Source organism: Streptomyces mangrovi (assembly GCF_900114215.1).
GTDB classification, from domain to species: domain Bacteria; phylum Actinomycetota; class Actinomycetes; order Streptomycetales; family Streptomycetaceae; genus Streptomyces; species Streptomyces barkulensis.
Map to the genome: position 1 here is coordinate 149062 of NZ_FOSG01000015.1, position 10857 is coordinate 159918.

Here is a 10857-nt window from a genome sequence, read left to right on the forward strand (position 1 = left end):
CATGAACGAGGAGCAGCACCGGGAGCGGCCTCAGGAGCAGCGCCGGGCCCGGGTGGTCCTGGTGGACGACCACCGGATGTTCCGCACGGGCGTCCAGGCGGAGATCGGGGACACCGCCGAGACCGGGGTCGAGGTCGTCGGCGAGGCCGCCGACGTGGATCAGGCCGTCACCGTCATCACCGCGACCCGCCCCGACGTCGTCCTGCTCGACGTCCATCTGCCCGGCGGCGGCGGGGTGGAGGTGCTGCGCCGCAGCGCGACGCTGATGGCCGACCCCGAGCGCCCGGTGCGCTTCCTGGCCCTGTCGGTCTCGGACGCGGCCGAGGACGTCATCGGCGTCATCCGCGGCGGCGCCCGCGGCTACGTCACCAAGACGATCACCGGCGCGGACCTGGTCCGGGCCGTCTTCCGGGTCGCCGAGGGCGACGCGGTGTTCTCCCCGCGCCTGGCGGGCTTCGTCCTGGACGCCTTCGCCTCCACCGACGCCCCGCCGGTGGACGAGGACCTGGACCGCCTCACCCAGCGCGAGCGCGAGGTGCTGCGCCTGATCGCGCGCGGCTACGCCTACAAGGAGATCGCCAAGCAGCTGTTCATCTCGGTCAAGACCGTCGAGAGCCATGTCTCGGCGGTGCTGCGCAAGCTCCAGCTCTCCAACCGCCACGAGCTCACCCGCTGGGCCACCGCCCGCCGCCTGGTGTGAGTTTCCCTCTCCGGCGGGTACGGCCGGGTACCGCCCGGTTACCCTGTGCGCGAGACGAGGAGGACGCATGCTGCTGAGGTTCCGCGTGGCCAACGTGCGGTCACTGCGCGACGAGCAGGAGCTGTCCTTCGCCGTCCCCGCCGAGGGGGACGGCGCCGCCGCCCGCACGCTGCCGCTGTCCGACGGCAGGAGCCTGGAGCTCTACCCCGTGCTGGGGGTCTTCGGCCCGAACGCCTCCGGCAAGTCCAACGTGATCGCGGCCCTGCGGCTGATGCGCGAGGCCGTCCTGACCTCCTACGGCGAGTGGACGTCCTACCGCAGGCTGCCCCGGGAGGCGTTCGCCCTGGACCGCGAGGCCGCCGCCGAGAGTTCCTTCTGGGAGGTCGACTTCGTCCTGGCGGACGGGGTCCGCTGGACCTATGGCTTCGAACTCGGGGACACCCGGGTGGAGAGCGAGTGGCTGCACGCCTACCCCAAGGGCCGCCGCCAGGTCTGGTTCGACCGGGAGGCCGGCCGGGAGAAGGAGTTCGACTTCCCCGCCGAGCGCCTCCAGGACCGGGCGCGGCTGGCCCGTACCACCCGCCCCAACGCCCTGCTGCTCTCCCGCGCCGCTGCCGACAACCACCCCCAGCTGACCCGGATACACCGCTGGTTCCAGGACAACCTGTGGGACGTCACCCCGGAGACCGAGCGCCCGCAGCGCGAGGCGTACACCGCCCAGCGGCTGCTGGACCCGCAGGTGCGGCACCGCATCGAGGAGCTGCTGCGGGTGGCGGACCTGGGCATCACCGGCGCCGAGGTGGAGCGGCGCCCCGGCGAGGCTCCGAGGATCCGCCTGCGGCACGCGGTCCGGGGAGCGGAGGGCGACGACTCGGTCGCCGTCGACTGGGAGAAGGAGTCCTTCGGCACCCGCTCCTGGTTCGCGCTGCTCGGTCCGATACTGCTGGCGCTCGACGAGGGCGCGGTGCTGATGGTGGACGAGCTGGACTCCAGCCTGCACCCCCAGGTGGCCGCCGAGGTCGTCCGCCTCTTCCAGCGCCCCCAGGTCAACCGCCGCAACGCCCAGTTGATTTTCACCTCGCACGCCCCCTCCCTCCTGCGGGAGCCCGGCGGCGGGCGATTGCTGGAGCCGGGCCAGGTCTGGCTGACGGAGAAGGACGAACGCGGGGCGACCGAGGTCTTCCCCCTCTCCGACCTGAAACCGGCGGAGACGGAGGACCTGATGACGTCCTATCTGGCGGGGGTCTTCGGCGGCGTTCCGCGCCTGTCGGAGGGCCAGGTGGGCCGCAGACTGCTGATGGCCGAGGCGATGGAGGCAGAGCGAGCCTGATGGCGAGGACCAGGGGGAAGGACGACACGCGCCGGCGGTCGCGGCGGGACGAGCGGAGCCGCAAACGCGCGGTCTACATCTACGCCGAGGGCGAGGTGACCGAGGAGGAGTACCTCGACCTCGTCATGGAGCACGGCGCACCGGCCGATCCGGCCCGCCGGACCACTCACCACATCTGCACGACCAACGCGGCGACCAAGGACCGCAAGCCGATCACGCTGGTGGACAAGGCCGTCGACAGGCTCCGCGAGGAGGAGCGCAAGGCCAAGCGAGCCGGTCTGAAGCCCAAGGACTGGGCCTGGCCGCAGGTTTGGTGCGTCTTCGACCGCGACGACCACCCGCAGATCCCCACCGCCTTCTCCCGGGCGAGGAAGGCCGGGGTGCACGTCGCCTACTCCCACCCCTGCTTCGAACTGTGGCGGCTGCTGCACTACCGCAACCACACCACTTCCATGGGCGGGGTCTGCAACGACGCGGGCGCCCGGCTGCGCGGCTGCCAGGGCTTCGCCCAGACCTATGGGGCGAACGTGCGGAGCGTGGACGTGGACCGCTCCAAGCACGTCATGCCCGGCCAGATCAAGGGCCGCTACGAGAAGGCCCGGGACTTCGCGAAGAAGCTGAACGAACAGCACACCACCACCGACCAGACCCGGTGGGACCCGTACAGCAACGTGTGGGAACTGGTCGAGAACGGTCTCGGCATCGCCCGCTACTGAGCACCTGCGTACATCCGCGAAATCCACCGCCCGCCGCCTGGTGTGAGAGGCCCACCCGTTCACACGATTGGCCAGCATGGGTATGCGATAAAATCGCATCATGCCTGAGAAGAAGCCCAAGAAGCCGATCTCCGTCACTCTCGACTCAGACGTCCTCGAAGGGCTTCAACGCCTCATCCACCAGGGCGAGGCCTCCTCCATCTCCTCCGTGGTCAACGAAACCCTGCGGCATCGGCTGGAGCGCCGGCAGCAGGCGGAACGCGCCCGTGCCTACATCGAGGAGAACTTCCTCGGCGGGCAGGAGCTGACCGAGGAGGAACTCGTCGAGGCCCGCGGCATGCTGGCGGCGAGCAAGGCCAGGACGGCCGCCCGGCGCGGCTCCGGAGCGTCCGCGGCGTGAACGCGTGAACGAGGGCATCGTCTTCGACCACCATGCGCTACTCGCCGCCGGAGGCGGCAACCGCCGGCTTTCGGGGTTCATCGTGGCAGCGCACGAGGACCCGCTCTACAGCGTCAGCGTGCCCGCGCTCTGCCTGGCGGAGGCCACACGGCAGCGCCCGGGGATCTCCGCACACTTCGCGCAGCTTCCCGCGGTGGAGGTCTCGAGTGTCGACAGGCTCTCCGCCGATGTGATGGGCCGTATCGCCGCGACGCTCTTTCCCGAGCAGGGATGGCCCGTGCTCCACGCGGTCGCCACCGGCATCACCACGGGCTGGGAGATCGCGACCACGGAGCCGGAGGAGTACAAGGGGTTCGGCGTTCCACTCCTTGCCGTGCCCCGCTGATACCCCGGCGGAAGTGCGCCGGTTCGCGCCCCGCCGTCAATCACTCCGCGTCTGCCCCAGACCGATCTCGGCCCAGACCGTCTTGCCGACCGTGCGTGGGCTGGTGCCCCAGCACGCGGCGAGGGCATCCACGATCAGCAGGCCCCGACCGAACTGCTCGTCGTCGGCCGGACTCCTGGGCTCGGGGCACTGCTCCCCGCGTGCGTCGCTGACCTCGATGCGCAGCACCGACGCCGTCAGCATCAGGTGCACCCTGAACAGCCGCCCCAGCACGCGGCCGTGCAGCAGTGCGTTGCCGGCCAGTTCGCTGACGATCAGCGATGCGTCCCCGGCTGCGCCGGGGTACCCCCACTCGCCCACCAGCCGCGCCGTCCGGCGCCGGGCCAGACTCACACTGCTGGGGAACGGGGTGTAGTCGAGCTTGTCTTCGCGCAATACCGCAGCGGAGGCATGGGAACGAGACACGGCCATGGTGATCACGCCTTCATGAGGGAGAACGCCGCCTCGAACGGCGGAGGTCAGATCCGGAGAGTGACCGGCTACGCACTGAAGGCATCGCTCAACCATTGCGCGCATCAAGTCTGATGCGCAGAAATATTTCTCGTGATTGACTTCGGCTTGCAGGTGCCTCGGTTGTGCGTGCGCTCAACCGCCCTGTAGGAAGGCAGACATGACGGACAGACGTGCAAACCGTGGGGCTACCGTCTCCACGGTGCTGGGCCGGAGGCTCGGTGGTGAGCTGCTGCGCATGCGCGAGGCATGCGGACTCCGGCAGCCGCACGCGGCAGAGGCCCTCACCAGCTCGGTAGCGAAGGTCGCCAAGTTGGAGCGCGGTTTGGTGCCGATGCGGGACCCCGACGTCCGTGCGCTATGTCATCTCTACGGCGTGAACGACGAAGCCGTTATCGACCGGCTCCTCAAGCTGGCCAAGGCCGACCGGGACCGCCGCAAGGCGAAGGGCTGGTGGGACCAGTACCCACAGCTCGAAGCCATGGCCGAGTACTTCGCGCTGGAGGAGATGGCCGACCAGGTCCGCGCCTGGGAGCTGTCCTTCGTGCCAGGGCTGTTGCAGACGCCGGACTACGCCCGCGCTCTGGCTGTCGGCAACCATGACTGGGCCGACATCGAAGAGGTCGAACCCTTCGTGGAAGCACGCATGAAGCGGCAGGACCGACTCACGGGGAAGCGTCCCCTGCAGCTCTGGGCGATCATGCATGAGGCCGTCCTGCACCAACTGGTGGGCGGGCGCGGCGTCATGCGTGCCCAGCTCAGTCGCCTGCTGGAGATGGCGGAGCTCCCTCACGTCCGCGTCCAGGTGCTGCCCTACCGAGTGGGTGCCCACCCTGGTATGACCAGCGCCTTCACCGTACTGTCCTTCTCGGAGGCCGGAGCGCTGGACGTAGTGCGCACCGATACGCTCGCCGTCAAGCTGTGGTTGGAGAGCGAAGCCGACGCCCAGCATCACAGCGCCGTCTTCGACCGCATCGCCCGGTTGAGCTTGGCGCAACGCGACTCCAGCAAGCTGATCGACAGCGTCCGTAAGGAGATGTAGCGGTGTCTCAGTTCGTGTTCCGCAAGTCCGGTCACAGCGGTGGCCAGCCGGATTCGCAGTGCGTCGAGGTGGCCGACAACGTCACAGCCACCGTGGCCGTACGCGACTCCAAGGAGCCCGGCGGCCCCTGCATACGCCTGTCCCCCGCCGCCTGGTCCGCGTTCCTCTCCACACTGCGCGGCGGAGACGGGCGAGCCGCGTAACCCCGTCGCCCCCTCACAGGGCGGTGTGACAGCACCGGCGACGCGAGGTAGGGGCACGAGCGGCGGTCCGGGCGGATGGCACCGCACCGGACGGTCCTCCGGCTCCCGGTGCCGCCGACGGAAGGGCTGAGCGGGTGCGCCGCGCGGACCCCCGTCCCGCGCGGCGTGTGGTGGGCGCCCGCGCCGATCAGGACCGCTTCGGCTCGTAGTGCAGCGCCGTGATCCCGCATTCGAACGGCCGGGCGGCGACGAGGTTCAGCCGGTGGTGGGAGCCGGTGTCGGGGAAGACGGGCATCCCGGTGCCGAGCGCGACGGGGTTGACGAACAGGTGGAGTTCGTCGAGCAGGTCCCGGGCGATCAGGTTCCGCACGAGGGTGGCGCCCCCGTAGGTGATGATGTCCCCGCCCGGCTGCTCCTTCAGCCGGTTGACGGCCTCGGTGAGATCACCGCCGGCGACCGCGACGTTCTCCCAGGGCGACTCGGCCAGGGAGTCGGAGATCACGGTCTTGGGCGTGTCGTTCATCCAGGCGATGGACTCCTCGGTCTCGCCCTCGGGCCCGGCCGCCCAGGTCGGAATGAACCCCTCGGCGAGGCGGCGGCCCAGCACGATGTGGTCGACCGGCTCGGTGAGCGCGTCGATGTGGGCGCCGATGTCGTCGGTCCAGGGGAACGTCATCCAGTCCATCTCGCCGTTCGGCCCGGCCATGTAGCCGTCGACGCTGACCTGGACCTGGAGCTTGAACCTGCGCATGACCGCTTCCCTTCGGACCCGCTCGGGCTGATTCCGTGTCAGGGGAGAAGCTAACCGCGGCCACTGACAGCGGCCCCGGAGCGGCTCGCGGGCAGGCCGCACGCCGGCTACATCCGGTCGATCGCGGTGAGGTCGATGTCGATGCCGAACGGCTCGGAGAGCGTCAGCCTCCCCTCGTGGACGCCGGTGAGGGCGTACGCCCCCGCCCCCGGATCGAGCCGGTGGACGTGGACCACCGGGCGGCGGCCCGTGCCCTCCTCCACCAGCCAGAAGTGCGGGATGCCCGCCCGCGCGTAGAGCTGGGGTTTGCGTTCGCGGTCGCGGATCGCCGAGTCGGGTGCGACGGTCTCCACGGCCAGCACGACGTCCCGGGCGTCGTAGCGGTTGGCCTCCAGCCCGCGCACGGCCTCGGCGCGGATCACGCACACGTCCGGCTCGGGCGCCTGCCCGGGACCGAGCACCACGACCATCTCCCGACGCACCCGCAGATGCGCCGGGCAGGTGCGGCGCAGGCCCTCCACCAGCAGGGAGTTGGCCAGCGAGTGGTACGCGCTCTGCCGGGCGCGGAAGACCAGCGCGCCGTCGACGAGCTGGGTGTGGGACGGGAGGTCGGTCAGGCGGAAGAGGTCGTCGACGGTGAAGCCCCGGTACGGGGGCCGCAGCCACTCGGGGAACGGCTCGTCGTCGACTCCGTTTGCGGTCGCCACATCGTCCATGCCGCCATGGTGATCACCCCTCCGGTACGACTTGCCGCAAACCCCCGCCCCGCCGCTCGAAGGGGTTAGTAGTAGCACCGGAGTTGACGGGGTTCGGGCGGCCCCCACAGGAAGGCCGGAGTTCTACAGCCGGTCGATCGCGGTGAGGTCGATGTCGATGTCGAAGGGGACGGTGAGCTTCAGCCGGTCGTGGTGGATGCCGGTGGGCACATAGCCGCGCGTCGCGGGCTCCAGCTCGAAGACGTAGACGACCGGGCGGCGTCCCGTCCCCTTCTCGATCCGCCAGAAGTGCGGGATGCCCGCCTCCGCGTAGAGCTGCGGCTTGCGCTTGCGGTCCCGCTCCTCCGAGTCCGGCGAGACGACCTCCGCGGCGAGTACGACGTCCTCGGCCCGGAAGCCGGTCTCCTCGGCCTCCTCGGTGACCGCCTCCGCCCGGAGGATCATGACGTCCGGCTCCGGCCGGTTCCGTCCGTTCAGTACGACGCTCATCTCGCGGCAGGCCCGCAGCTCCTCCGGAACCTGCTGCCGCAGGTTCATCACGAGCAGGTCCACCGCCATCGAGTGGAAGTACTTCTGCGGGCTCACGAAGACCAGGCTCCCGTCGATCAACTCCGTGTGGGGCGGGAGGTCCGGGATGCGGTCGAGATCATCCGCTGTGTAGCCGTCCGGCGGCGGCACGGGCCACGAAGAGGTGGGCAGCGGCTCGGCGGTCATGGTTCCTCCCATGGGCGGGATTCTCGGCCTCACCCCAGCGTATCGACCCGCAAACGCCCGCGCCGCCGCTCGAAAGGGTGAGCGGCGGCGCGGGCGTTGACGTTCAGGGACGTTCAGGAGGGCGCGGAGGGCGTCACTCCCACTCGATGGTCCCCGGCGGCTTGCTGGTGACGTCCAGCACCACGCGGTTGACCTCGGCGACCTCGTTGGTGATGCGGGTCGAGATACGGGCCAGCGTCTCGTACGGCAGGCGCGTCCAGTCGGCCGTCATCGCGTCCTCCGAGGAGACCGGGCGCAGCACGACCGGATGTCCGTAGGTGCGGCCGTCGCCCTGGACGCCGACGGAGCGGACATCGGCGAGCAGCACCACCGGGCACTGCCAGATGTCGCGGTCCAGCCCGGCCGCCGTCAGCTCCTCGCGGGCGATGGCGTCGGCCTCGCGCAGCAGGTCCAGGCGCTCCCTGGTGACCTCGCCGACGATGCGGATGCCCAGACCGGGGCCGGGGAACGGCTGGCGGTGGACGATCTCCTCGGGCAGGCCCAGCTCCTGTCCGACCATCCGGACCTCGTCCTTGAACAGCTTGCGCAGCGGCTCCACGAGCTGGAACTGGAGGTCCTCGGGCAGTCCGCCGACGTTGTGGTGGGACTTGATGTTGGCGGTGCCGGTGCCGCCGCCGGACTCCACCACGTCCGGGTAGAGGGTGCCCTGCACCAGGAACTCCACGGCCTCCTCGCCGGAGCCGGCCTCGGCGACGATCTCGCTCGCGGCCTGCTCGAAGACGCGGATGAACTCCCGGCCGATGATCTTGCGCTTCTCCTCGGGGTCGGATACGCCGGCCAGCGCGTCCAGGAAGCGCTTCTCGGCGTCCACCACCTTGAGCTGGACACCGGTGGCGGCCACGAAGTCCTTCTCGACCTGCTCGGACTCGCCCTTGCGCATCAGCCCGTGGTCCACGTACACGCAGGTCAGACGCTCGCCGATGGCCTTGTTGACCAGGGCTGCGGCCACAGCGGAGTCCACGCCGCCGGACAGGCCGCAGATCGCGCGCTTGGTGCCGACCTGGGCGCGGATGGCCGCGACCTGCTCCTCGACGACGCCTGCGGCCGTCCAGGTCGGCTTCAGGCCGGCGCCCCGGTAGAGGAAGTGCTCCAGCACCTGCTGGCCGTGCGTGGAGTGCATCACCTCGGGGTGGTACTGCACGCCGTACAGCCTGCGCTCGTCGTCCTCGAAGGCCGCCACGGGGACGCCGTCGGTGGAGGCGGTGACGGTGAAGCCCTCGGGGGCGGCCGAGCAGGCGTCGCCGTGCGACATCCACACCGACTGCTCGGCGGGGGTGCCCTCGAAGAGGGTGGAGCCGGGACGGGTCACGGCCAGGGCCGTGCCGCCGTACTCGCGGCGTCCGGTGTTGTCGACGGTGCCGCCCAGCGTCTGGGCCATCAGCTGGAAGCCGTAGCACATGCCGAAGACGGGCACCCCGGCCTCGAACAGCGCACGGTCGATGCCGGGCGCGTCCTCGGCGTACACGGACGATGGACCGCCGGAGAGGATGATCGCCTTCGGGTTCCTGGCGAGCATCTCCGCCACCGGCGTGGTGGAGGGGACGACCTCGCTGTAGACCCGGGCCTCGCGGACACGGCGGGCGATGAGCTGGGCGTACTGCGCGCCGAAGTCGACGACGAGGACGGTGTCCGGAGCGTCGGGCGCGGTGGGCTCTGATGCCACGGGGCTGGCTGCCTTTCGGCGTGGATCTGGGCTGGGAAAGCCCAGTCTACCGGGGGTGTGCACCCGATCAGCCGTCTCACCGTCCGACCCTCCGCACGCCCCGCTCCGCCTCCGGGTGCATACTGGACCGCATGTTCGCGCGGACCTTCTGGTTTACCTATGGCACCGGCCCGGCCGGCTGCCACGGGATGCCGCACGCTGCGTGAACGACTGACGAGCGACTTCCCCAGGCGCCCCGGGCCGGTCAAGGCCCGGGGCGCCTGCCGTGTCCCCGGGCGCGACCGGCACTGGGCGCGACGACCCCGGAAGGGACGTACGGCCATGGCCACCACCACCCCCACCCCTGCCCCCACCGAAGCCGGTACCGCATCCGCAGCCGCTGCCGCCCCCGGAGCCGACGAGCGGATCGCGCGGGACCGCGAGCGGATCGACGAGCTGGACCGCCGGATCATCGATCTGGTGCAAGAGCGCATGGAGGTCTCCGCCCGCATCCAGCGGGCCCGGATCGGCGCGGGCGGGCGCCGGGTGAACCTCTCGCGCGAGATGGAGATCCTCACCCGCTACCGCGAGCGGCTGGGCAGGCCGGGCACCTCCTTGGCCATGACCCTGCTGGAGCTGTGCCGCGGGCGCGTCTGAGCCCGCCGGGCCCGTGCCCCGCCGGACGTCCCCGCGACCGCTCCGCGCCTCACCGGAGAACGACCACCCGTACGGCGCATTACCGCGGCGGGGCACGGTCGTTGGACCTGACGACCCCAGAGCCGGCCGGGCGCCCGGAGGCGTGGGGAGCGCATCGGAGCGATGAGACGCCGTCCTCCCCCGGGAGGTGAGGACCGGGCGTCGTGGGACCTCGCTCCGGTGCAGTGGCCGGACGGCAGGGGACAGCGGTCCGGTCACGACCCGAGCGGTCGGTCCCCGGGATGCCGGGGGCCGACCGCTCCGCGGTTGGACGCTGTGACGGCGTGAGCGTGCGGGCGCGCCATACGCGCCAGGAGGGGGGAGCGGCCGGGCCGCTCCCCCCTCCCGCGCGTCCGCTCAGGCCTCGGCGGCCCCGGCGGACTCCGCCGCGTCCGCCGTCTCCGCCTCCGGCGCCGTCCGCTTCGGCGGAACGGCCGGGACCGGCAGCACCACCGGCAGCCTCAGCGCCGCGAACGCCTCCTCGGGCACCGCCGGGGCCCGGGGCGGCACCACGGGCACGCGTACGTAGCCGGTGCCCTGCTCGGGGCGGGGGTCGGTCTCGCCCTTGTTGGGCCACAGGGACATCGCCCGCTCGGCCTGGGCGGTGATGGTCAGCGACGGGTTGACGCCGAGGTTGGCGGAGACGGCCGCGCCGTCCACGACCGAGATGCCCGGGTGTCCGTAGAGCCGGTGGTAGGGGTCGATGACGCCCTCGTCAGGCGAGGCGCCGATCGGGCAGCCGCCCAGGAAGTGCGCGGTCAGCGGGCTGCCCATCAGCTCGCCGACGTTCGTGCCCGGGAAGCCGCCGATCTCCTCCGCCACCAGCCGGACCGCCTCGGCGCCCTCGGGGATGTGGTCGGGGTTGGGCGCGCCGTGGCCCTGCTTCGCCGTCAGCAGGCCCTTGCCCGGCCCCCTGGGCTTGAGGTAGGTGGTCAGGGAGTTGTCCAGGGACTGCATCACCAGGCCGATGATCGTCCGCTCCGACCACCGGT

14 protein-coding genes are annotated in these 10857 nt (G+C 71.1%); 8 read left to right on the top strand and 6 right to left on the bottom strand.

All coding sequences use genetic code 11. From position 1 onward, the window contains the following. The first annotated feature begins 1 nt into the window (after position 1). The 5 genes from BM237_RS20465 (at position 2) to BM237_RS20485 (ending at position 3531) form a co-directional block, all read left to right on the top strand. Positions 2-700 (top strand): LuxR C-terminal-related transcriptional regulator, encoded by a 699-nt coding sequence (locus BM237_RS20465; protein WP_093851163.1) that lies wholly within the window; start codon positions 2-4, stop codon positions 698-700. Between the two features lie 67 nt (positions 701-767). Beyond that, positions 768-2030, top strand: a complete 1263-nt coding sequence (locus tag BM237_RS20470; protein ID WP_093851164.1) for an AAA family ATPase — start codon at positions 768-770, stop codon at positions 2028-2030. After that, positions 2030-2746 (top strand): RloB family protein, encoded by a 717-nt coding sequence (locus BM237_RS20475; protein WP_093851165.1) that lies wholly within the window; start codon positions 2030-2032, stop codon positions 2744-2746. Before BM237_RS20470 ends, BM237_RS20475 begins: the two co-directional genes overlap by 1 nt. 100 nt (positions 2747-2846) lie before the next feature. Then, a complete protein-coding gene (locus BM237_RS20480; protein WP_093851166.1) occupies positions 2847-3146 on the top strand; it encodes a ribbon-helix-helix protein, CopG family in 300 nt (99 codons plus the stop codon). A gap of 4 nt (positions 3147-3150) precedes the next feature. Then, positions 3151-3531, top strand: a complete 381-nt coding sequence (locus BM237_RS20485) for a PIN domain-containing protein (RefSeq protein WP_093851167.1) — start codon at positions 3151-3153, stop codon at positions 3529-3531. Between the two features lie 36 nt (positions 3532-3567). On the opposite strand, the gene BM237_RS20490 is transcribed toward BM237_RS20485, so the two are convergent. Further along, entirely contained in the window at positions 3568-3966 is a 399-nt protein-coding gene (locus tag BM237_RS20490) for an ATP-binding protein (RefSeq protein ID WP_342746250.1), read from the bottom strand. 235 nt (positions 3967-4201) lie between these two features. Here BM237_RS20490 and BM237_RS20495 point away from each other — a divergent pair, with 235 nt between their 5' ends. Together BM237_RS20495 and BM237_RS20500 are read left to right on the top strand one after the other, a co-directional pair. Further along, positions 4202-5083, top strand: a complete 882-nt coding sequence (locus BM237_RS20495; protein ID WP_093851168.1) for a helix-turn-helix domain-containing protein — start codon at positions 4202-4204, stop codon at positions 5081-5083. A gap of 2 nt (positions 5084-5085) precedes the next feature. Beyond that, the gene (locus BM237_RS20500; RefSeq protein ID WP_093851169.1) at positions 5086-5286 is read left to right on the top strand and encodes a DUF397 domain-containing protein; all 201 of its coding nucleotides are present in this window, start codon (positions 5086-5088) and stop codon (positions 5284-5286) included. A gap of 187 nt (positions 5287-5473) precedes the next feature. Here BM237_RS20500 and BM237_RS20505 read toward each other — a convergent pair whose 3' ends face one another. The 4 genes from BM237_RS20505 to guaA form a co-directional block, all read right to left on the bottom strand. Next, on the bottom strand, positions 5474-6037 hold the full coding sequence (locus BM237_RS20505) for a dihydrofolate reductase family protein (RefSeq protein WP_093851170.1): 564 nt from the start codon (positions 6035-6037) through the stop codon (positions 5474-5476). 107 nt (positions 6038-6144) lie between these two features. Beyond that, positions 6145-6753 (bottom strand): Uma2 family endonuclease, encoded by a 609-nt coding sequence (locus BM237_RS20510; RefSeq protein ID WP_093851171.1) that lies wholly within the window; start codon positions 6751-6753, stop codon positions 6145-6147. 123 nt (positions 6754-6876) lie between these two features. Continuing rightward, on the bottom strand, positions 6877-7467 hold the full coding sequence (locus BM237_RS20515; RefSeq protein ID WP_093851172.1) for a Uma2 family endonuclease: 591 nt from the start codon (positions 7465-7467) through the stop codon (positions 6877-6879). Between the two features lie 133 nt (positions 7468-7600). Further along, positions 7601-9190 carry a glutamine-hydrolyzing GMP synthase gene (gene guaA, locus BM237_RS20520; RefSeq protein WP_093851173.1) on the bottom strand — a complete coding sequence of 530 codons (1590 nt, stop codon included), beginning with the start codon at positions 9188-9190 and terminating at the stop codon, positions 7601-7603. A 321-nt stretch (positions 9191-9511) separates the two neighbouring features. Here guaA and BM237_RS20525 point away from each other — a divergent pair, with 321 nt between their 5' ends. Continuing rightward, positions 9512-9826: a chorismate mutase gene (locus tag BM237_RS20525; RefSeq protein ID WP_093851174.1), complete on the top strand. Its 315-nt coding sequence runs from the start codon at positions 9512-9514 to the stop codon at positions 9824-9826. Between the two features lie 396 nt (positions 9827-10222). On the opposite strand, the gene BM237_RS20530 is transcribed toward BM237_RS20525, so the two are convergent. Then, positions 10223-10857, bottom strand: a 635-nt coding sequence (locus BM237_RS20530; protein ID WP_139238139.1) for a GMC oxidoreductase, incomplete at its 5' end; no start/stop codon positions are given.

Coding starts and splice junctions, on each gene's coding strand:
- BM237_RS20465 (WP_093851163.1), top strand. CDS start 2: ATGAACGAGGAGCAGCACCGGGAGCGGCCTCAGGAGCAGCGCCGGGCC.
- BM237_RS20470 (WP_093851164.1), top strand. CDS start 768: ATGCTGCTGAGGTTCCGCGTGGCCAACGTGCGGTCACTGCGCGACGAG.
- BM237_RS20475 (WP_093851165.1), top strand. CDS start 2,030: ATGGCGAGGACCAGGGGGAAGGACGACACGCGCCGGCGGTCGCGGCGG.
- BM237_RS20480 (WP_093851166.1), top strand. CDS start 2,847: ATGCCTGAGAAGAAGCCCAAGAAGCCGATCTCCGTCACTCTCGACTCA.
- BM237_RS20495 (WP_093851168.1), top strand. CDS start 4,202: ATGACGGACAGACGTGCAAACCGTGGGGCTACCGTCTCCACGGTGCTG.
- BM237_RS20505 (WP_093851170.1), bottom strand. CDS start 6,037: ATGCGCAGGTTCAAGCTCCAGGTCCAGGTCAGCGTCGACGGCTACATG.
- BM237_RS20510 (WP_093851171.1), bottom strand. CDS start 6,753: ATGGACGATGTGGCGACCGCAAACGGAGTCGACGACGAGCCGTTCCCC.
- BM237_RS20515 (WP_093851172.1), bottom strand. CDS start 7,467: ATGACCGCCGAGCCGCTGCCCACCTCTTCGTGGCCCGTGCCGCCGCCG.
- BM237_RS20525 (WP_093851174.1), top strand. CDS start 9,512: ATGGCCACCACCACCCCCACCCCTGCCCCCACCGAAGCCGGTACCGCA.